The 21170-nt window shown below is 62.4% G+C and carries 22 protein-coding genes; 11 read left to right on the top strand and 11 right to left on the bottom strand.

Translation table 11 applies throughout. From position 1 onward, the window contains the following. Entirely contained in the window at positions 1-573 is a 573-nt protein-coding gene (locus tag AC2FNA_RS19670; RefSeq protein ID WP_234167338.1) for a cob(I)yrinic acid a,c-diamide adenosyltransferase, read from the top strand. A 167-nt stretch (positions 574-740) separates the two neighbouring features. Here the strand turns inward: AC2FNA_RS19670 and AC2FNA_RS19665 are convergent, their stop codons facing one another. After that, the gene (locus tag AC2FNA_RS19665; protein ID WP_496829446.1) at positions 741-902 is read right to left on the bottom strand and encodes a VOC family protein; all 162 of its coding nucleotides are present in this window, start codon (positions 900-902) and stop codon (positions 741-743) included. Positions 903-981: 79 nt separating this feature from the next. Beyond that, positions 982-1107 (bottom strand): hypothetical protein, encoded by a 126-nt coding sequence (locus AC2FNA_RS19660; RefSeq protein ID WP_496829444.1) that lies wholly within the window; start codon positions 1105-1107, stop codon positions 982-984. Positions 1108-1305: 198 nt separating this feature from the next. Here AC2FNA_RS19660 and AC2FNA_RS19655 point away from each other — a divergent pair, with 198 nt between their 5' ends. Further along, a complete protein-coding gene (locus AC2FNA_RS19655) occupies positions 1306-2064 on the top strand; it encodes an electron transfer flavoprotein subunit beta/FixA family protein (RefSeq protein WP_234140783.1) in 759 nt (252 codons plus the stop codon). Beyond that, positions 2064-2993, top strand: coding sequence for an electron transfer flavoprotein subunit alpha/FixB family protein (locus tag AC2FNA_RS19650; RefSeq protein WP_496829442.1), 930 nt, complete (start codon positions 2064-2066; stop codon positions 2991-2993). Before AC2FNA_RS19655 ends, AC2FNA_RS19650 begins: the two co-directional genes overlap by 1 nt. Positions 2994-3053: 60 nt before the next feature. On the opposite strand, the gene AC2FNA_RS19645 is transcribed toward AC2FNA_RS19650, so the two are convergent. Further along, the gene (locus AC2FNA_RS19645; protein WP_496829440.1) at positions 3054-3884 is read right to left on the bottom strand and encodes a DUF6473 family protein; all 831 of its coding nucleotides are present in this window, start codon (positions 3882-3884) and stop codon (positions 3054-3056) included. Between the two features lie 168 nt (positions 3885-4052). Between AC2FNA_RS19645 and AC2FNA_RS19640 the strand changes: the two genes are divergently transcribed. Next, positions 4053-4928 (top strand): 3-hydroxybutyryl-CoA dehydrogenase, encoded by an 876-nt coding sequence (locus tag AC2FNA_RS19640; protein ID WP_496829438.1) that lies wholly within the window; start codon positions 4053-4055, stop codon positions 4926-4928. 92 nt (positions 4929-5020) lie between these two features. On the opposite strand, the gene AC2FNA_RS19635 is transcribed toward AC2FNA_RS19640, so the two are convergent. From AC2FNA_RS19635 to AC2FNA_RS19605, 7 genes are read right to left on the bottom strand one after another with little or no spacing between them, the layout of a single operon-like run. Beyond that, on the bottom strand, positions 5021-5908 hold the full coding sequence (locus tag AC2FNA_RS19635) for a lysophospholipid acyltransferase family protein (RefSeq protein ID WP_496829436.1): 888 nt from the start codon (positions 5906-5908) through the stop codon (positions 5021-5023). A gap of 38 nt (positions 5909-5946) precedes the next feature. Then, the gene (locus AC2FNA_RS19630) at positions 5947-6216 is read right to left on the bottom strand and encodes an HPr family phosphocarrier protein (protein ID WP_011046465.1); all 270 of its coding nucleotides are present in this window, start codon (positions 6214-6216) and stop codon (positions 5947-5949) included. Positions 6217-6232: 16 nt separating this feature from the next. Next, positions 6233-6625, bottom strand: a complete 393-nt coding sequence (locus tag AC2FNA_RS19625; RefSeq protein WP_234140772.1) for a PTS sugar transporter subunit IIA — start codon at positions 6623-6625, stop codon at positions 6233-6235. Continuing rightward, a complete protein-coding gene (gene rapZ / locus AC2FNA_RS19620; protein ID WP_496829434.1) occupies positions 6622-7503 on the bottom strand; it encodes an RNase adapter RapZ in 882 nt (293 codons plus the stop codon). Before rapZ ends, AC2FNA_RS19625 begins: the two co-directional genes overlap by 4 nt. Next, positions 7500-7925 (bottom strand): HPr kinase/phosphorylase, encoded by a 426-nt coding sequence (locus AC2FNA_RS19615; RefSeq protein WP_496829432.1) that lies wholly within the window; start codon positions 7923-7925, stop codon positions 7500-7502. The genes rapZ and AC2FNA_RS19615 overlap by 4 nt, the downstream gene beginning before the upstream one ends. A 49-nt stretch (positions 7926-7974) precedes the next feature. Then, on the bottom strand, positions 7975-9684 hold the full coding sequence (locus AC2FNA_RS19610) for a sensor N-terminal transmembrane domain-containing protein (protein WP_496829430.1): 1710 nt from the start codon (positions 9682-9684) through the stop codon (positions 7975-7977). Between the two features lie 33 nt (positions 9685-9717). Continuing rightward, the gene (locus AC2FNA_RS19605) at positions 9718-10422 is read right to left on the bottom strand and encodes a response regulator transcription factor (RefSeq protein ID WP_234221903.1); all 705 of its coding nucleotides are present in this window, start codon (positions 10420-10422) and stop codon (positions 9718-9720) included. 338 nt (positions 10423-10760) lie between these two features. Here AC2FNA_RS19605 and AC2FNA_RS19600 point away from each other — a divergent pair, with 338 nt between their 5' ends. After that, positions 10761-12359, top strand: a complete 1599-nt coding sequence (locus AC2FNA_RS19600) for a phosphoenolpyruvate carboxykinase (RefSeq protein ID WP_496829427.1) — start codon at positions 10761-10763, stop codon at positions 12357-12359. 51 nt (positions 12360-12410) lie between these two features. On the opposite strand, the gene AC2FNA_RS19595 is transcribed toward AC2FNA_RS19600, so the two are convergent. Beyond that, entirely contained in the window at positions 12411-13778 is a 1368-nt protein-coding gene (locus AC2FNA_RS19595; protein ID WP_496829425.1) for an FAD-dependent oxidoreductase, read from the bottom strand. Positions 13779-14014: 236 nt separating this feature from the next. On the opposite strand from AC2FNA_RS19595, the gene AC2FNA_RS19590 reads away from it, so the two are divergent. The 6 genes from AC2FNA_RS19590 to AC2FNA_RS19565 are packed head-to-tail and all read left to right on the top strand — an operon-like array spanning position 14015 to position 21095. Next, on the top strand, positions 14015-14890 hold the full coding sequence (locus AC2FNA_RS19590; protein WP_496829423.1) for a DeoR/GlpR family DNA-binding transcription regulator: 876 nt from the start codon (positions 14015-14017) through the stop codon (positions 14888-14890). Continuing rightward, positions 14887-16926 (top strand): ABC transporter substrate-binding protein, encoded by a 2040-nt coding sequence (locus AC2FNA_RS19585; protein WP_496829421.1) that lies wholly within the window; start codon positions 14887-14889, stop codon positions 16924-16926. Before AC2FNA_RS19590 ends, AC2FNA_RS19585 begins: the two co-directional genes overlap by 4 nt. Before the next feature lie 60 nt (positions 16927-16986). Next, on the top strand, positions 16987-17991 hold the full coding sequence (locus tag AC2FNA_RS19580; RefSeq protein ID WP_234140758.1) for an ABC transporter permease: 1005 nt from the start codon (positions 16987-16989) through the stop codon (positions 17989-17991). A 4-nt stretch (positions 17992-17995) separates the two neighbouring features. Further along, positions 17996-19120, top strand: coding sequence for an ABC transporter permease (locus tag AC2FNA_RS19575; RefSeq protein ID WP_496829419.1), 1125 nt, complete (start codon positions 17996-17998; stop codon positions 19118-19120). After that, positions 19117-20112, top strand: coding sequence for an ABC transporter ATP-binding protein (locus AC2FNA_RS19570; protein ID WP_496829417.1), 996 nt, complete (start codon positions 19117-19119; stop codon positions 20110-20112). Before AC2FNA_RS19575 ends, AC2FNA_RS19570 begins: the two co-directional genes overlap by 4 nt. Next, positions 20109-21095 (top strand): ABC transporter ATP-binding protein, encoded by a 987-nt coding sequence (locus AC2FNA_RS19565; RefSeq protein WP_496829415.1) that lies wholly within the window; start codon positions 20109-20111, stop codon positions 21093-21095. Before AC2FNA_RS19570 ends, AC2FNA_RS19565 begins: the two co-directional genes overlap by 4 nt. Positions 21096-21170 lie beyond the last annotated feature (75 nt).

Here is a 21170-nt window from a genome sequence, read left to right as displayed (position 1 = left end):
ATGGTGGTCCTGAACAAGATCTACACCCGCACCGGCGACAAGGGGCAAACCGCCCTGGGCAATGGCACGCGGGTCGCCAAGTATTCCGACCGCGTGGCGACCTATGGCACGACCGACGAGTTGAATGCCTTTGTCGGTGTGGCCCGGCTGAAGGCGGATGGAGACATGGACGCGGCCCTGTCGCGCATTCAGAACGACCTGTTCGACCTCGGCGCCGATCTGTGCCGCCCCGAGATGGAGAAGGATGCCGAGGCGGAATACCCGCCGCTGCGCATGGCCGCGGCGCAGGTGACCCGGCTGGAACATGAGATCGACGCGATGAACGCCGGTCTCGACCCGCTGCGCAGCTTCATCCTGCCCGGCGGATCGGCATTGGCGGCACATCTGCATGTCTGCCGCACCGTGGCCCGGCGCGCCGAGCGGCTGGCGGTGGAACTGAGTGAGGCAGAAACGGTGAACCCGCAGGCCATCACCTATCTGAACCGGCTCAGCGACTGGTTCTTCGTCGCCGCGCGCACCGCCAATAATGGCGGCAAGGACGATGTCTTGTGGGTTCCCGGAGCGAACCGCTGAGCGATGGCGAAGCGGCGGGGCGTCCAGCGGACGGCCCGGCGACGGGAAGCGCGAACCGCTGAGCCGATCCAAAGCTTCGAATCCTGTTCGCGCTCCTCTAGATGGCGAGAAAATTCTTGAGAAAGAATTTTCCCAAAAAAATTTGAAATTTTTTGGCCCCGCCCGGTTCAGGCCGGTTCCCACAGCTCTATCGGGTTGCCTTCCGGGTCGGTCAGCCTGGCAAAGCTGCCATTGGGATAGGGCGAACCCGGGTCCGGCTGTACCTCGATACCTGCCGCGCACAACCGCGCGATCATCGCCTCCAGATCGCGCACCCGGAAATTCAGCATGAACCCTTTTCCGGGCCCCCCGGAAATACGCGGTGTCTTGGGCAAAGGGTGCAAAAATTGTCGCACCTTCGCTCTGCAGTCAGAAGCGTCTGGAATAATCCCCTGGCGCCGGGTCGATCCCCTGTTGCTGCTGGTACCACTCTGCCAGCGCTTTGGGGTCTTTTGCCCTGAAAAAGAAGCCTCCGAACCCGTCGACGCGTTCCATCCCTCCCTCCCGGCACCTTCCTGCAGGCAGGGTAACAAAATTTCCTTCGCGGTGCGAGAATTGGCGAAAACGCGACGTCGATTGCACATGACGTGACGATTTTGCCCTGTCCCGGCGCGCGCCAAGCCGCTATCAAACGCGGCGAGAGCATTGGGAGTCGCATGGCGGCTTGCCGTTTTTGAAGGAGAAAACGCAAAGATGAAGGTCCTTGTACCCGTCAAGCGCGTGATCGACTACAACGTGAAGGTTCGTGTGAAAGCGGACGGATCGGGTGTCGATCTCGCCAATGTGAAGATGTCGATGAACCCCTTTGACGAGATTGCCGTCGAAGAGGCCATCCGCCTGAAGGAAGCCGGCAAGGCTGACGAGATCGTCGTGGTCTCGATCGGCGTCAAGCAGGCGCAGGAAACCCTGCGCACCGCGCTGGCGATGGGCGCCGACCGCGCCATCCTGGTGGTTGCCGCTGATGACGTACACACCGATATCGAGCCGCTGGCGGTTGCCAAGATCCTCGCAAAGGTCGTCGAGGAAGAGCAGCCGGGCCTCGTGCTGGCCGGCAAGCAGGCCATCGACAACGACATGAACGCCACTGGCCAGATGCTGTCGGCGCTCTTGGGCTGGAGCCAAGGCACCTTTGCCTCGGAGCTGAATGTCGAGGGCGATCACGCGCTGGTCACCCGCGAGGTGGATGGCGGTCTGCAGACCATCAAGGTCAAGATGCCCGCCATCATCACCGTGGACCTGCGCCTGAACGAGCCGCGCTATGCGTCGCTGCCCAACATCATGAAGGCGAAGAAGAAGCCGCTGGATGAGAAAACCGCCGCAGATTACGGCGTCGATGTCAGCCCGCGCCTGGAAATCGTCAAGACCGAAGAACCGCCGGCACGGGCCGCAGGCATCGTGGTGGGTTCGGTCGACGAGCTGGTTGCGAAACTCAAAGAAGCGGGGGCTGTGTAATGGCTGTTCTTCTCCTTGCCGAAGTGACCGGTGGCGAACTGGCGCTGGACGCAACCGCCAAGGCGGTGAGCGCCGCCAAGGCCCTGGGTGACGTGACCGTTCTGGCCGCTGGTGCATCCGCTGCCGCCGCCGGCGAAGCAGCCGCCAAGATCGACGGCGTGTCCAAGGTGCTGGTCGCCGAAGATGCCTCGCTGGGTCATCGCCTGGCCGAAGCGACCGCCGCGCTGATCGTGAGCCTCGCCGATGCTTACGAGCACATCGTCGCCCCCGCCACCACCGACGCCAAGAACGTGATGCCGCGCGTGGCCGCGCTGCTGGATGTGATGGTGCTGTCGGATGTGTCCGGTGTGGTCGACGGCTCGACCTTCGAGCGCCCGATCTATGCGGGTAACGCCGTGCAGACCGTCAAGTCGAAGGACGCCAAGAAGGTCATCACCTTCCGCACCTCGACCTTTGACGCCGCTGGCGAAGGTGGCGCGGCCCCGGTCGAGACCATCTCGGTCGGCGACAATCCGGGCCTCAGTGAATGGGTCGAGGACAAGGTTGCTGCCTCTGACCGTCCCGAGCTGACCTCGGCAGGTATCGTGGTGTCGGGCGGCCGTGGCGTGGGTTCGGAAGCGGACTTCAAACTGATCGAGGCCCTGGCCGACAAGCTGGGCGCGGCGGTTGGCGCCTCGCGTGCGGCGGTCGACTCGGGCTATGCCCCCAACGACTGGCAGGTGGGTCAGACCGGCAAGGTCGTGGCACCGCAGCTTTACGTCGCGGTTGGCATCTCCGGCGCGATCCAGCACCTGGCCGGCATGAAAGACTCCAAGATCATTGTCGCGATCAACAAGGACGAAGAAGCGCCGATCTTCCAGGTCGCTGATTTCGGCTTGGTCGCCGACCTGTTCCAGGCGGTTCCGGAACTGACCGAGAAACTCGGCTGAGGCCGGGGACAAGATTTTTCGACGAAAAATCTCGCAAGGCCCGCCTATTGGCGGGCCTTTTTACGTGTCGATATCCTGAAGCGCGCGATAGATGCGATCGGCGATGACCCGGTGCATGACCGGCCCGATGGTATGCTCTGCCGCCGGTTCCTGAAGCATGCCAAAGATCATGTCGTCCAATTCATCGGACTGCCCCGCCATCTGTACTGGCACCTCGACCGTCGAGCGGACCCGTGGCGCCAGGGCAGCAACCATATCGGGCGAGACCATCAGCGGCTCAGGGCCCAGAGCCTCGGCGGGATCGTCAGGCCGCTGGTGGAGATAGCGCAGCCAGAGCAGGACCACGCCGTCCCCCAACGCATCTATGGCGCTGCGCATCCGCGCTTGCCACGCTTGCTGAAGTTCGGCCCGGACAACCCCGAACCGCTCCTCCGAGATCTCGTTAAGACGCCCCAGCATGTGCTTGTTGAAGTGGAATTCGGTAAAATCCACCTCGTCATACAGCGCAGTCAACATGGGCGAGGCTTCGAGAAACCGGTCGTTGCGACGAGGATGCACCCGGTAGAGGCGGTTTGACAGATTCTGCGCGCCGGGCACCTGCAGTATGCAGAACTCGGCCGCCCGGGCCAGACGCGCCAGCTCCGGGTCTAACAGGATCGCGTCGAGTCCGCTGTTGATGCTGCCGAGATTGACACAGGTTTCTCCCAGCCGCCGTTCCAGAAGCGCGGGATAGGGATCGGACACGAAACGTCCGAATGTTTCGGTGCTGCCGATACAGGCCACATAGGGTGCGTTCAGGTCCCGCTCGGGACCGCGAAAGCGCAGTTTCGACACGCCATAACGACAGGTTGCGGCATCGGGCGCCCTCGCGCCCGGCAATTCATAACTCATGGCTCCCACCATTTTCGATTTTCACCCAATGGTCACTTTGCCGCCGCAACCGTTGCGATTCGCCTAATGCGCGGATTTGAAGCGAATTGTCCCGGTCAGCCCCTCTTGCCGCGCCCCCCGCCCTGCCGATAAGGTCGCGACAACCTCACATGAAGGGCAGATACGGTAATGGATATTCAGAAGGTCGGAGTGATCGGCGCAGGTCAGATGGGCAACGGGATCGCTCATGTGATGGCGCTGGCGGGGTATGACGTGCTGCTCACCGATATCAGCCAGCGGGCACTGGACGCCGCGCTCTCTACCGTGCGTGGCAACCTGGCCCGGCAGGCCGGGCGCGGCAAGATCAGCGAAGCCGATATGGAAGCGGCGATGGCGCGCATCTCGACCACGCTGACGCTGGGCGATCTGGGACAGACCGACCTGGTGATCGAAGCCGCGACCGAACGCGAGGCGGTGAAACAGGCGATCTTTGAGGATTTGCAGCCGCACCTGTTGCCGCACACGATCCTGACCTCGAACACCTCGTCGATTTCGATCACCCGCCTGGCCAGCCGCACCGACCGGCCCGAGCGTTTCATGGGGTTTCATTTCATGAACCCGGTGCCGGTGATGCAGCTGGTGGAACTGATCCGGGGTATCGCCACCGACGAGGAGACCTTTGCCGCCTGCAAGGCGGTGGTCGACAAACTGGGCAAGACCGCTGCAAGCGCCGAGGATTTCCCCGCCTTCATCGTGAACCGTATCCTGATGCCGATGATCAACGAGGCAGTCTATACCCTTTACGAAGGGGTGGGCAATGTCCGCTCCATCGACGAGTCGATGAAACTGGGCGCCAATCACCCGATGGGGCCTCTGGAACTGGCCGATTTCATCGGGCTGGACACCTGCCTGGCGATCATGAATGTGCTGCATGACGGGTTGGCCGACACCAAGTATCGCCCCTGCCCCTTGCTGACCAAATATGTCGAGGCCGGGTGGCTGGGCCGCAAGACCCAGCGCGGGTTCTACGACTATCGCGGCGAGATACCGGTTCCCACACGCTGAAGCGGGAAAGAGTCAAGGGGGCGCTGCCCCCGCCGCCCGTTCCGGGCGACTCCCCCGGAGTATTTGAAACAAAGTGAAAGAAGGGCCGCGTGCTATCCCTTGAGCGATAGCGTGTGCTGGCGCAGCCAGGCCATGAAACCGCGCGGGTCACGGCCCAGCATCTCCATGTCCTGATCCGGGATCGGCGCGCCAATCACCGGCGCCTGCGGTTTCTTGCAGGAACGGACGATTTCATGCAACAGGAGACCCTGCCGCAGGATCGGCGAGACCTGACAGGCAATCTGATAGGCGCGCGAGTTGCGACCGGGGAAATAGATCGGCACCACGCGCGCGCCGGATCGGCGGATCATCTGGGCGGTGAACACGTTCCATTCCCGCTCGACGGGCGGCCCCCACCAGCTGTCCGAGGACATCACCACGCCAGAGGGGAACAGGGCCACCACGCCTCCGGCCTTGAGATGTGCCATCGCATTGGCCCGCATCTCGACCATCTTGCGCTGGGCCTCGGGGTCATGGGGGAACGGCACCGGGATCATGAAGCTGGTTGCCGCCTCGTCGAGCCCGGTCAGGACCGAGCGGGTGAGGATGCGGTAATCCTGCCGGACCCGGCCGATCAGTTCGGCCAGGATCATGCCATCGACCATCCCGTGCGGATGGTTTGCGACCACCACGACCGGTCCCTCCCTGGGAATGCGGGCGATCTGTTCGGCAGGCGTCAGCAGATCGATGCCCATCGTCTTGAGCGCGCCGCCCCAGAACTTTTGGCCGCGATATTGTTCGTTGGTCTTTTCGAACCGGTTGACCATGCGCAGGATGGTCAGCTTGCCCGTCATCCACTCGATCGTCCGAATCCAGGTCGAGGTCCAGCGATCATCAAAGGAATTGGCATAGGTCAGGGTGCGGCGGTCATAGACCTCGCCCGGCGGGGTGGACGGTTGCACCACCGATCCTGACTTGCTGTTCTGCGCGGTTTCCACCACTTGGTCTTGTTCCGTTCTTCAGGTCGCGCACGACTGGGTCAGAAACCCTCGCCGAACTTGTCGTTCACCAGTGCCTCGAGCGCATCCGCCAGGGCATCCGCGTCCGGGCCTGAGGTCTCGACGTCAATAGTGGTTCCGCGCGCGGCTGCCAACATCAAAAGCCCCATGATACTGTCCCCCGAGGCGGACAGACCGTCGCGCGACACTTCGGCGGTCGCGTCGAAGCCTTCGACCACCTCGACCAGCTTGGCCGATGCCCGGGCATGCAGGCCCTTTTCGTTGATGATCTTCAATGTACGTTGCGCCATTCAGTTCCGTCCAGGCTCAATCCAGTGTCACGTTCTGTGTGTTGATATACTTGCGCCCTGCCTCCATCGCCGCCCGTACTGCGTCCCCCACCGGCAAGTGCCGGCTTTTTGCAAGTTTGATCAGCATCGGCAGGTTGGCGCCATATAGAATACGCCGATCGGCGGGCGCGCAAGCGCGCAAGCTGAGATTGGAGGGCGAGCCGCCAAAAAGATCAGTCACGACCACGACGCCATCCCCGGCATCGACAGCATTTGCGGCTGCAAGAATTTCCTGCTGCTTCTCGTCCCGGTCATGATCTGCCTCGATCGCGATCGCGATCAGGCCTGGCTGATGCCCGACCACATGTTCGACGGCAGCCAGATATTCCCGGGCCAACCCCCCATGTGCAACGATCACTATTCCGATCAATCCGGCCTCACATCCGGCTTGCGCCGTTCCATTTCGCGATGCCTAATTGACACCTGCTCGCCCGCATCCGCAAGGGCCTTTGCCACTGCCTCGGCCAGTGCAACCGACCTGTGTTGCCCCCCGGTACACCCGAATCCGACGCTCAGATGCGTCTTTCCTTCGTGCCGAAAGGCGGGCAGCAGGGATCGCAGCAACTCGGTGACCCGTTCGAAAAACGGCAGATACTGAGGATCGGCATGTACGAAAGAGGCCACGGCCGGGTCGCGTCCATTCGACGCTCGCAACGTCGGTTGCCAATAGGGGTTGGCCAGAAACCGGCAGTCGAACACCATGTCCAAGCCCCGCGGCAGACCCCGCTTGAACGAAAAACTTTCGATCGAGATGGCCAGCATGCTGCCGTCCGACGGGGCGAACCACCGTTCGACCTCTCTGCGCAGCTGGTGGACATTCAGGGCTGTCGTGTCGATCAGCGTATCGGCCGCTTCACGAATGGGCCGCAACAGTTCCAGCTCACGCTCGACCCCCGCCAAAGGGCTGGAACCCGGGGACATCGGATGGCGGCGCCGCGTTTCCGAGAACCGGCGCAGCAGGACGTCGGCGCTGCAATCCAGATAGAGGGTGGTCACCTGAAAACCGTCAAGGCCGCTTAACCTCTTGGAAAGATCAAGAAATCCCTCGGTGGAGAAGTCCCGGTTGCGCGCGTCGAGTCCCAGCGCCAGCGGACGACGCAACGCCGGCCCGTCGAGCAGGCGCATCAATAGGCCCATGGGCAGGTTATCGATCGCCTCAAAGCCGAGATCCTCTAGCACGTTGATCGCCGTGGAACGCCCCGCGCCGGACGGCCCTGTCACAAAAACGACCTGAGATGTCTCACTCATGGAAATAGCGCTTCGGGGGCTGCTCGCCCCGCCTTGAGAAGTTGGATCAACGATGCTGCTAAATGGGGGACATCCGGTCGAAAAAGCAAGGGAAGCGAATGCCTCAACAGGAATATTTCGCGAAATTCGGGCAATCTCTGCGGTTCAGGCCGGTCCAGATCCAGCACATGGGTAAGTCGGACCGGGCCGACCGTCTCGGCCCGCAAAAGGCCAAGTCCGCGCGCCTCGATCAAGCCCCGTATGGTATCGGGCGCATCGGCCAATATCCCTTGTCGTGTGGCGCCGAGCGAGACCCGGTCATCCGAAACAAGGCACGCGCCCAGCGCCATCATCTCAAGCGCCAGCGCTGATTTTCCCGCACCCGAAGCACCCGTGATCAGCAGGCCACACCCGGCGACCGCGACACAGCTGGCATGGATCACAGCCTGCTCACGATCCTTCAGGCCTAGGAGGGCAGCGGGTTCCACGGGCTCAGATCGGCAAACCCACGACAAAGCGGGCACCGAGCGGATCCGAGGTGACATCCGCCTCGGTCGGGCGGATGTTCTCGGCCCAGATCACGCCGCCATGCGCCTCGACAATCTGTTTCGAGATCGCAAGCCCAAGGCCGGAATTGTTGCCGAAATGCTCTTCGGGGCGCTGTGAATAGAACCGTTTGAATATCTTCGACAGCGCCTCGTCCGGGATGCCCGGGCCGGTATCCTCGACCACGATCAGCACGCGATTGGCGCGGTGTCGCGCCCAGACGCGGATCGCGTCCCCGTCCTCGCAAAAGGAAATCGCATTGGTGATCAGGTTGACGAAAACCTGCGCCAGCCGCGCCTCGAGCCCCTGGATCATGATCGGGTCGGGCGGCATGTCGGTGATATAGTCGATGCCTTTGGAACGCGCGTCCTCGCCCAGATACTGGTTGAGATTGTCGAGCATAGTCAGAAGGTTGAAAGATTGCTCCTCTTCCTTGACCAGTTCGGCGTCCAGCCGCGAGGCGTTCGAGATGTCGCTGACCAGACGGTCCAGCCGACGCACGTCATGTTCGATGACCGACAACAGCTTGTCGCGCTGATCCTCGCGCCGGACCATGCGCAGGGTACCCACCGCCGATTGCAGGCTGGCAAGCGGGTTCTTGATCTCGTGCGCCACGTCGGCGGCGAACTGTTCATTGCCCTCGATCCGGTTATACAGCGCCGAGACCATGCCGCGCAGCGCCCGGCTGAGCCTGCCGATCTCGTCGGGGCGTGCCGACAGATCGGGGATGCGAATGCGACCGGGGTTCATCCGCCGAGAGTTGCGGTCGCGCCCCAGTTCGGCGGCCTCGGCCAGATCGGCCAGCGGGTTTGCAATCGTCGAGGCGAGAACAAGGCTCAACCCCACCGAGACCAGCAGCGCGACCACGAACATCTGCAGCACCCGCTCTCGGTCGCGACGGGCCAGCGCGTCGATCTCACCCGCCGGGCTCGCCATCGCGACGGCCCCGATGGGTGTTCCAGCCTGCAAGATCGGTGTCGCCGCCGCGATCACGGTTCCGCCTGCGGTGTTCAGAACCGTTTCGACACGGGTCTCTCCCTCAAGCGCGCCGGGCAGGAGCAGTGCAATCTGCGTCTCGAGCGACGGCGCCGTGCTGTTGGGTGCACCGGCAAAGACCGAGGACACCCCCCGCCACAAACCGCTGAGCGCGTCGGTTATGATGGTGCTGCCGGCCTTGTCTTCGAACAAGGCTTGCAGGCCGGGATTGACGTCGACACCCTTGCCTTGCCCGACCATGTTGCGCGCCGCGTCGAACACGAAGACCTCGGCGCCGCGGCGCAGGCTAAGACCCTCGAGCGTCGCGGCCACATCCACCCCGTCCCCGGTAGCCAGGTTCACCGGGGCGCTTCCGGTTATCTGCGCCTCGAACACATCGGCGACGAGCTGCGTCTCGCCGACCAGCGCACCGGCGCGCTGCACCACCAGCCCGTCACGCGCATCATTGAGATAGAGAATTCCAGCAACCAGAATGATCAGTGCGATAAGGTTGAAGGTGATGATCTTGCGTGTCAGCGGCGAGCCACGCAGCGAAAACAAGCTGCGCCGGGCCCGCTTGACCCGCAACTCTCTGGACACGGTGCTTTGCGGGGCGACCCAGTCGTCGCCCAGCACAACGTCACCGCTGCGATCGCTTTCTGAGGTGCCGGTGTCGCGCACGCGCTCCCCCTCGAGGCGCCCGATCCCGGGCGGTTATTCTTCGTTATATCTGTAACCGATCCCGTACAGCGTCTCAATCGCTGCAAAATCCGGGTCGGCGCTGCGCATCTTCTTGCGCAGGCGTTTGATATGGCTGTCGATGGTCCGGTCGTCCACATAGACCTGATCGTCATAGGCCACGTCCATCAACTGGTCGCGGCTCTTGACGAAGCCGGGACGCTGGGCCAGCGCCTGCAGCAGCAGGAACTCGGTGACGGTCAGCGACACATCCACCCCTTTCCAACTGACCGCATGACGCAGCGGGTCCATCCGCAGATGGCCCCTTTCCATCACCTTGGTCTCGCTTGTGGTGGTGCCTGCGGCATCTCCCGCGACCGCTTCCTGCCGCCGCAACAGCGCGCGAATCCGCTCTACCAGCAGGCGCTGCGAGAACGGTTTCTTGACGTAGTCGTCTGCGCCCATGCGCAAGCCCAGAACCTCGTCGATCTCGTCATCCTTCGAGGTCAAGAAGATCACCGGCATCTGGGTTTTCTGGCGCAACCGCTGCAACAAATCCATCCCGTCCATGCGCGGCATCTTGATATCGAGCACGGCCATGTCCGGCAATTTCTTGTTGAACGCGTCAAGGGCGGCTTGACCATCGTTATAGGTTTCGACTTCGAATCCCTCGGCCTCGAGAGTCATCGAAACGGATGTCAGGATGTTCCTGTCATCATCAACCAAAGCAATCTTTGACATTATTGAGTGCCCCTATACTGCTCGCTTCTGCCTTATTTTTTCCTCATTCATCGCTCTTTTAGCTTTGCGAATCAATCTGAAACTGCGAATCGCCGGTTCGCTGTCCACAATTGGTGCAAAAAAATCCTAACGCGATCTGAATTATCGCCCCGAAAAATGGCGCGAATTTCATGGTTGCGCTAAACTAAGCCTTGGTTGCGCTAACTGCGCCAAAGCGTCCTGTTCATGTCCCAAAGCGTCATGTTAAGACCCCGCTCACCGGCCGATTTGCCGGGTCCAAGCCCCAAGGGCGTAAGCAGGCCCACGCGGTTCGCGCGCCGACACACGGAGAAAAACGCATGACATCTGGACGGGTTAACCCGCAATTCCGCCTCGAAGATCAGGGCATCGAGGGTCTGGGCAATGTCTATTACAACTTCATGGAACCGGCGCTGATTGAAGCGGCGCTGAAGCGGGGTGAGGGAACGCTGGGCAATGGCGGCGCCTTCCTTGTCACCACCGGCAAGTTCACCGGTCGCTCGCCCAAGGACAAGCACGTGGTCAAGACCGCCAGCGTTGCCGACAGCATCTGGTGGGAAAACAATGCCGAGATGACCCCCGAAGGGTTCGACGCGCTTTATGACGACATGCTGGCCCATATGAAAGGCAAGGACTATTTCGTTCAGGATCTGGTCGGCGGCGCCGACCCGGCCTATTCGATCAACGTGCGCATGGTCACCGAACTGGCCTGGCACAACCTGTTCATCCGCCATCTGCTGCGCCGTCCGGCGCGCGAGGATCTGAACGAGTTCGTCGCTGACTTCACCGTCATCAACTGCCCCAGCTTCCAGGCCGATCCGGCCAAGCATGGCTGCCGCAGCGAGACCGTGATCGCGATGAATTTCGACCGCAAGCTGATCCTGATCGGCGGCACCGAATATGCGGGCGAGAACAAGAAATCGGTGTTCACGCTGCTGAACTACATGCTGCCGGAAAAAGGCGTGATGCCGATGCACTGCTCGGCCAACCATGCGGTCGGCAACCCGGTCGACACCGCGGTGTTCTTTGGCCTCAGCGGCACCGGCAAGACCACGCTGTCGGCCGATCCGGCGCGCGTGCTGATCGGCGATGACGAGCACGGTTGGTCGGATCGCGGCACCTTCAACTTCGAAGGTGGCTGCTATGCCAAGACCATCAACCTCAACCCCGAGGCCGAGCCGGAAATCTACGCCACAACCACCAAGTTTGGCACCGTCATCGAGAACATGGTGTTCGATGAAGAGACCAAGGAACTGGATTTCGACGATGACAGCCTGACGGCCAACATGCGTTGCGCCTATCCGCTGGAATACATCTCGAACGCCTCGGCCTCGGCCCTGGGCGGGCATCCCAAGAACATCATCATGCTGACCTGCGACGCCTTTGGCGTGCTGCCGCCGATCGCGCGGCTGACCCCGGCGCAGGCGATGTATCACTTCCTGTCGGGCTTCACCTCCAAGGTGGCCGGAACCGAGCGCGGAGTGACCGAGCCGCAGCCGACCTTCTCGACCTGCTTCGGTGCGCCCTTCATGCCGCGCCGTCCCGAGGTCTATGGAAACCTGCTGCGCGACAAGATCGCCCGTCACGGCGCGACCTGCTGGCTGGTCAATACCGGCTGGACCGGCGGCGCCTATGGCGTTGGCAGCCGGATGCCGATCAAGGCCACCCGCGCCCTGCTGACCGCCGCGCTGAACGGCTCGCTCAACAATGCCGAGTTCCGCAAAGACGGCAATTTCGGCTTTGACGTGCCGGTATCGGTGCCGGGCGTGGCCGAGGTTCTGCTGGACCCGCGCCGCACTTGGGACGATCAGGCGGCTTTCGACAAGCAAGCCGCCAAACTGGTGCAGATGTTCGCCGACAATTTCGAACAATATGTCCCCTATATCGACGAGGACGTGAAGGCCGTCGCCATCGGCTGATCGGTTCGAAACCAGATCAAGGGCCCCGCCACCCGGCGGGGCCTTTTTCGTTCAGTGGTGCCGCCCGCCCTGACGCTCCAGTTCCTTCTGGATCAGCAGCGGGTCGATTTCGTCCAGCGGGCGGTTCGATTTCACCGATAGCGCCGCCGCAATCCCCGCGCCCTGCCCGGTCACCGCGCAGCAGGCCATGTTGCGGGTGGCGGCGTGGCTGATCCGGTCGCCGCCGGTGATGCGGCCCGCGACCAGCAGGTTTTTCACCTTGCGGGGCAGCAGGTTGCGATAGGGCATCTGGAAATAGCGTCCGGTGGTGGGCAGGATCAGGATGCCGTAGCCGTCAATGAACTCGGGGAAGATGCCGATAGAATCCTCGAACCGACCCTGTTCGCGCACATCCGTCTCGGTCATGTTGTAGAGACAGTCGACCTTGCGGGTATCGCGGATACCGATCGACATGCCGAAATTGCGCAGGCGGATATTCTCGCAGCCGGGCGTATAGCGGCGCAGCGCCTCGATCGCCAACATGGTCTGGCGGCGGCCCTCGATCTCGTAGGTGGTCAGGCTGTCGGGATCTGTACCGTCGCAGCCATCGAGATGGATGAGGTTCATGTAGGTAAGTTCGCCGGTGTCATGCACCGCCCCCCATGTGCCCGAGATCGTGTTCAGATGTGGCGGGATCAACCCGTCCCGGATCGCCTGCTGGAACGGTTTCTTGAGGAATGGAGAGAACATGTCGTCCTCTTTCCCTGAGGTCTCGATATTCCATTCGCCGCCGCCCCAGTCCTTGTAGGTCTGCGGATCGGCCTTGATCCCGTCCATGAATCGCTGCTTGTCCACGCCCGCCAGATGAAACATGACCGAGGCCGCCATCATCTGTTCCGCAGGCGTCTTGTGAACGGGCGCTCCGGCGCGGGCCACGACGTCGGCATCGCCGGTGGCGTCGATCACCCTCTTGGCCAGGATCGCCTCGCGCCCGGATTTCGATTCGGTGACGATGCCGATGATCGTGTCGCCCTCCATCAGGGGTGCCACAAAGAAGCGGTGCAGCATGGGGCGGATATTTGGCTCGTCCAGCACCATCCGGTCGGCGACCAGCTTGAACCCCTCGCTGTCGATCTCGTGGCTCAGCGACTGGCTTTCCGGTACGGCGGCACCCATTTCCTTGGCCTTCTCCTCGAACTCGCGGGCGATGCCATTCGATTCGATGGTCTGTTCGTGGCGATACCAGTGCATCCCCTCGACCCCGACCACGGTCAGGTTGCCTCCGAAACAGCCGAACCGTTCAACCAGCGTGACCTCGGCGCCAGCCCGCGCCGCAGCCAGGGCCGCGGGCAGGCCACCCGGCCCCGAGCCCACCACCAGCACATCGGTTTCATGTACGATGTCGATTTCGCGCGCCGGTTCGGAGATGCGTCTGGCCATATGTGCCCCTTGTCGAGAATCTGTTGAAAGCTCGCCGCAGCTTTCGCCCAACTGAGACAGGTTCTCGTCGCCCGCGCGACCGATTCTCTTCCATTTGCGACGTTTTCTGCACCCGGTCGGGCAAACTGCCCGAAAAAACTCTCGGGGTTAACAGAAATAACACCCGTAAGTCATACGCCTGTTACACGTGTTTGTTTTTTGTGGATTAATGACGGCATTTGTGTGTTTCATTCCCCATGTCCGATGCAGACCCCAAACTCCCCCATCGGGGCCACGAACTTCTCGACGTTCTCGCCCGCCTTGGCGGGTCCGCGCGCAACGCCCAGATCGCGCAGGTGATGGACGTCTCAGAAGAGACGGTCCGCCGCCTGGTCAAAACCCTGGCCAAGCAGAGCAAGGTCGAACGGGTGCATGGCGGCACCTACCTACGTGGCTCGCAGGACGCACCGATGTATTCCGGGGCGCTGGAACAACAGCCCAAGGAAAAGACCCGCATCGCCAAGGGTGTACTCGAGCTGATCCGAGACGGTATGACACTGTTCATCAATGTCGGCTCGACAACCACATATGTCGCCGAACAACTGCGCGAACGGCGCGACCTGACAGTGGTCACCAATTCAATCTCGACAGTCGCGTCGCTGGCAGAACACAATGGTAGCCGCGTGTTTCTTGCCGGGGGCGAGGTGTCGCGCTCGGAACGGGGGTGTTTTGGCCGCGCCACCGAGGAGTTTGCCCGCCAATTCGCCTTTGACGCTTTGGTGATCGGCGCCGATGCGCTATCGCCGGAACTGGGCGTGCTTGCCGCCAATCCGCGCGAGGCAGATCTGACCCGCGCGCTATTGGGCAATGCCAGCCGTGTGATCGTGGCCGCCGATTTCCGCAAGTTCACCGCCCTTGCCCCCTGTATCGCCGCACCGATAGAGGCCGTTACCGACCTGGTGACCGACGCCGCACCGCCGGATGCGCTGCAAGACGCTCTCGACCGTTGCGGGGTGGCTACGCACCTCGCAACAAAATCGGGCCGTATCACGACCCGGACACCGCCGCCCCGGGACAAGGGGCACTCAAACACAAACCACAAAACGCTAACCATTCCGACGGAGGTCTCATGAAACGCATACTTCTCTCCGGCGTCGCCGCCCTGGCCCTGCCCGGCGCCGCGCTTGCCGCCTGTCCCGCCGTGACCGTTGCCGACCCGATGGGGGTCGCCTCGGGCACCTTTCCGCAGCAATACGACCTGGCCGAGTTCCAGTCTGCTGCCGGCTGCACCATGGATTTTGCCGAAAACCCGGCGATTGGTGATCTGAACGCCCGCATCAAGGGCAACCCGGCCCTGCCGCCCCTGGCCGAGCGTCTACCGTCCGAACCGCTGGTCGTCGCCCCCTATGACGGGATCGGCCAGTATGGCGGCCAGTTCGACGCGCTGTCGAACGCCACCGAATCCGGCACCTCGGATTTCCTTTCGGTGCGTCACGTGAACCTGTTCCGCTATTCCGACGATCTGCAAACCGTGGTGCCGAATGTCGCCAAGTCCTGGGAATGGAACGAGGATTTCACCCAGCTGACGGTGCATCTGCGCGCGGGTCACAAATGGTCGGATGGCGCGCCCTTTACCGCCGCCGACGTGGTGTTCTGGTATGACAACCTGATGATGGACACCAATGTCATGGCCGAGCCCAAGGATTACGCCCTGGCCGGTGGCAAGCCTATGAAGGTCGAAGCCGTCGACGACACCACTGTCCGGTTCACGCTGGAAGCGCCCAAGCCGGGCCTGATCGAGACATTCTCGTTCACCTATGTGCAGCCGTTCCAGCCCAAGCATTTCTTTGGCCAGTTCCATCCGGCGCTGGATTCCAACGCGGATGCAAATGCGCAAGCTCTGGGCTATGAAAACGGCTATGAGCTGATCAAGGCCTATTACGGCAACTCGGACTGGATGGACACGCCCTCGCCGATGCTGACCGCGGGCGACAAGCTGGCCGGGCTGCCCAAGGACACCATGCCGACGCTGGAAAGCCATATCCTGGTGAAGGAAACCACCGAGGGCCGGCACTATGTCGCCAACCCCTATTTCTTCCAGGTGGACACCGCCGGCAACCAGCTGCCCTATATCTCGGAGATGGACGAGACCTATGTGGGTGATGAGGAAGTACGCACGCTGAAACTGTTGAACGGCGAGGTGGATTACAAGTCGCAGGCGGTCAACCTGACCCAGGCGCCGGTGCTGCTGGAAGGCCAGGAAAAGGGCAATTACACGATCGACGTGAAACCGGGCATCGCCAGCGCGACCCTGACCTTCAACGTCACCTCCGAAGACATGGGCAAGCGCGCGATCTTCAACGACGTCCGCTTCCGCACCGCCATGTCGGTGGCCATCGACCGCGATCAGCTGAACGAGGTCGTCGCCTTTGGCCTTGGCACGCCGAACCAGTATATCGGCTTTTCGCCGCGACCTGATTTCATCGACGAGAAATGGGCGAACCACGAGATCGCGTTCGACGCCGACCGCGCCCGCGCGCTGCTGGACGAGATCGGACTGGTCGACAAGGATGGCGATGGCGATCGCGACCTGCCCAATGGCGACCCGTTCGTTTTGGACTGGCAGTTCTCGACCCAGGCCAGTTCCTCGCAGTTGGTGGAACTGATCGCGCAGAACTGGACCGATGTGGGTGTCACCACCACCATCAAAGAGGTCACCTCGGACGAATACCGCTCGTCGCAATCGGCCAACACGCTGGACGTGATGATGTGGGGCAAGGGCCAGCCTGCCGGTTCGATCCTGGGCGATGGCGAAATCTGGGTGCCGCCGTTTGACGGGTATTTCGACGTGCGCACCGGCATGCTCTGGGCCGAGTGGATCAGCTCGAACGGCTCTGCCGGGGTGGAACCGCCCGCATGGGTTGCCGAGCTGAAGGGTGAGCTGGACACCTACCAGTCGAGCGCTCCGGGCACCGAAACCTCGATTGCCGCCGCGCAGAAGATGGTCGAGATCATGACCGGCGAGCTTCTGTTCATCGGCACCATCAACGCCCCGGCCCCGGTCTATCACTCGAACAAGCTCAAGAACTTCCCCGAGTTCAAGACGCAGTCCTACGAGTTCTATCGGACCTATCCCTATCGCCCCGCCCAGTGGTGGCTGAGCGAATAAGGACATCCCGGAAACGGGCGGCACGGCTGCCCGTTTCTCCTTCCCTTCGACGAGGTCTCGATGCTTCATTTCGCGCGCTTCGCCGCCACGCGGGCGGTTATGGCATTGGTCACTCTGGTGATCGTGTCGCTGATCGTCTTTTCGCTGATGGAGCTGGTTCCCGGCGACTGTGCCGAGCGCTATCTGGCCTACAAGAACACCCAAGGGTCAGCCATCACGCTGGCCGATATCGCGGCCGAGCGTGCCCGGCTGGGACTGGATCAACCCTTCCTGACCCGATGGACAAGCTGGCTGGCTGGCGCGTTCCAAGGCGATTTCGGCGATAGCTGCATCCTGCGCGTCGATATTGCGCAACTCTTGGGCGACAAGTTCTGGATTTCTCTCTGGATCTGTCTGGGCGCGCTGTTCGTGGCCTATATGATCGCCATTCCGGTCGGCATCATCTCGGCCGCATCGCGCAATCCGTACCTGAACAACTCGCTGCGTGTGGTCAGCTATCTGGGGCTGGCGATGCCGAACTTCCTGCTGGCGCTGATGGTGATGCTGATCTCGACCGTCTATTTCGGCGAAACGCTGACGGGCCTGTTTTCGCCCGAATACAAGGAGGCACCCTGGTCGGTCGACCGGGTGCTGGACCTGCTGAAACATGCCTGGCTGCCGGTGTTTATCCTGGGTTGGTCGGCCACCGCCTTTGCCCTGCAAACCGTGCGCGCGCTGATGTCGGACGAGATTGGCAAGCTATACGTCACCGCCGCCGCCGCGCGCGGGCTCTATGGCCGTCGCCTGCTGTGGCGCTATCCGGCACGGCATGCGCTGGGGCCGATCGTCAATTCGTTGGGATTTGACCTCAACCGTATCTTCAACGAACTTCCCATCGTGGCGCTGATCCTGACCCTGACCGAGGCCGGATCGCTGCTGCTCGAAGCCCTGGCGCGCTCGAACGACCAGCAACTGGCGGGCGCCATCATTTTCCTTCTGACCGCCTCGATCGTGACGTTGAACTTTGCCACCGACATCCTGCTGGCGGTGATCGACCCGCGCGTGCGCAAGAGCATCCTGAGGTGATCCGATGACAGCCCCAAGCCAGACCGCCAAGGAAGCCTATTTCACCGCCTCGCAGCGGCAGTTGATCTGGGCACGGTTCAAGAAACAGCGCGCCGCCATGGTGGCGGCCACCGTGCTGGTGGTGCTGATCCTGTCGGGCCTCTTTGCCCCCTTCCTGTCGCCCTATGACCCCACGGTCGCGGGGCGGGACAAGGATTACCTGAACGGCGCGCCGCAAATTCCCAAGTTCTGCGACAAGAACGGCTGTTCCCTGCGCCCCTTCCTGCACACGGTCACCCGCGAACGCTCGCTTGCCACCAATTTCCGCTGGGTGGAAAAGGTGAACGAGGATGAACGGCGCTATGTGCAGTTCTTCGTTCAGGGCGACAGTTACAAGCTGTTTGGCTTCATCCCCGGCAACATCCACCTGTTCGGCATGGATCAGGGTTATGTCCACCTGTTCGGCACCGACAGCGCGGGCAAGGATATCTTCAGCCGCACCCTGCACGCGGTCTGGACCTCGCTTCAGGTCGGCACCTTGGGGGTTCTGATCTCGTTCGTGCTGGCGCTCGCCATCGGCGGGATCGCGGGCTATTACGGCGGCATGATCGACAGCGTGATCCAGATGGTAACGGATGCGGTGCGAACCATACCCTCGATCCCGCTCTTCATGGCCATCGCCGCTTTCATCCCGCCGGAATGGTCGGCCGAGACGCGGTTCTTTGTCATTACCCTGATCCTTGGGCTGGTGGGCTGGCCGACGCTGGCGCGGCGGGTACGCACTCATCTCTTGACCGAGCGCAATCAGGAATACGTGCTGGCAGCCCAGCTATGCGGCGCCTCGCCCAGCCATATCATCCGGCGCCATCTGCTGCCCAGTTTCACCAGCTATATCATCGTCGATCTGGTGATCTCGTTTCCTTACGTGGTGCTCAGCGAAACCGCACTCAGCTTCATCGGGCTCGGGCTAAAGGACCCGGTCAACAGCCTGGGCGTGATGTTGCAAAACGTGACCAAGGCCGACGTGCTGCTGAACTATCAGTGGTACTTCATCCCGGTCTTGTTCTTCATCGCGCTGGTCATGGCCTTTGTCTTTGTCGGCGATGGTCTGCGCGACGCGGCCGATCCCTATTCGGAGAGCCGCAAATGAGCCTGATCGACGTCGAGAACCTGACGCTGCAATTCCGCACCGACGAGGGGCTTATCACCGCGGTCGAGGATGTGTCGTTCTCGCTCGCCCCAGGCGAGGTGATGGGGCTGGTGGGCGAAAGCGGTTCAGGCAAGTCGGTGACCGCCAAGGCGCTGATGAAGCTGAACGCCGCCAATGCCGTTTACGACCCCGCTACCCGGATCACCCTGCACCTGGACGGCGGGCCGATGGATGTGATGTCGCTGAAACGCCCGCGCGACATGGAGATCGTGCGCGGCGGCGCTGTCAGCATGATTTTTCAGGAACCGATGGCCAGTTTCGCGCCCGCGATGACCATCGGCAGCCAGATGGTGGAACAGCTGCTGATCCACACCGATCTGAGCAAACGCGCCGCGCGCGACCTGTCTATCGAGATGCTCGACCGGGTCGGCATCTCTGATGCGGCCAGCCGGTTCAACCAATACGCGTTCGAACTGTCCGGCGGCATGCGCCAGCGCGCGATGATCGCCATGGCACTGTCGACGCGGCCCAAGCTCCTGATCGCCGACGAGCCGACCACGGCGCTGGATGTGACCATCCAGGCGCAGGTGATCGACCTGATGAAGGATCTGGTGGCCGAGTTCGGCATGGGCATCATCTTTATCACCCATGACCTGGGCGTGGTGGCACAGACCGCCGACAAGGTGGCGGTGATGTATCTGGGCCGCATGGTCGAGCAGGGCCCGGTGCGCGAGGTGATCCGCAACCCGCGCCACCCCTATACCCGGGGCCTGATCGACGCGCTGCCGCAACTGGACGATCTGGACAAGCCTTTGCAACCGGTACCGGGCGACATCCCCTCGCCGCTGGAACGGCCCGACGGCTGCGTGTTCCACACCCGTTGCACCCGGATCATCGGCGATATCTGCCGTACAGCGGTGCCCGGCTGGGCCGATACCGGCCCGGATCACCGCACCGCCTGCCATCTCTGCCATCAGGACACCGCCGCATGACCGAGGAACTGCTGATCGAGACCCGCGACCTGACGGTGGGCTTTCCCGTCGGCGGGCGCCTCTTCAACAAGAAGACGCTCAAGGCGGTGGACGGGATTTCCATCGGTATCCCGCGCGGATCGTTCTTCGGCGTGGTGGGCGAAAGCGGCTCGGGCAAGACCACGCTGGGCCGGGCGCTGCTCAATGCGGTGCCGATCACCGGCGGCCATGCAACCTATGACGATGGCGAGGTGCGCTATGACCTCGCCACCCTGTCGGGTGGCGAGCTGAAGGATTATCGCAAGCGCGCGCAGCTGATCTTTCAGGATCCTTATGCCGCGCTCAGCCCGCGCATGACCGTGCGCGACATCATCGCCGAACCGCTCGAGGTGATGGGGCTGACCGCCTCGCGTGAGGAAACCGATGCCCGCGTGCGCGAGATCGCGGCGAAATGCCGGTTGAACCTGGAACATCTGCGCCGCTTTCCGCATGCCTTCTCGGGCGGGCAGCGGCAGCGGATCTCGATCGCGCGCGCGCTGGTATCGGGGCCGCGTTTCGTGGTGGCCGACGAATCCGTCGCCGCGCTGGATGTGTCGATCCAGGCCGATATCCTGAACCTGCTGAAGAACCTCCAGTCCGAGCTGGGCCTGACCTATATGTTCATCAGCCACGACCTGAGCGTGGTGGCCCATAGCTGTGACCATGTGGCGGTGATGTATCTGGGCCGGATCGTGGAAAGCGCGCCGACCCGCAAGCTGTTCGCAGCACCGCGCCACCCCTATACCAAGGCGCTGTTTTCAGCGATCCCGTCGCTCGACCCCGATGACCGGGACCGTGCGCAAAGGCTTGAGGGTGAGATCCCCTCTCCCACCAACCAGCCCCCTGGGTGCAAGTTCCACACCCGCTGCCCGCATGCGACGGACCTGTGCAAAACACGCGAACCCGTGTTGCAAACAGAGGGCGGCCACGCGGTTGCCTGCCACCGCTGGCAAGAGCTTCTTTAGACTGCGGTTTTTACGAGGGTTGCGCTGCAGGATCGCCTGAACGGGTCAGGCGCCTCCTTCACCTGTCCCAGAAAG

The organism is Ruegeria sp. YKSD163 (genome assembly GCF_059612905.1).
The sequence above is the reverse complement of the archived record's forward strand: the minus strand, read 5'-3'. Positions and strand labels throughout refer to the sequence as shown.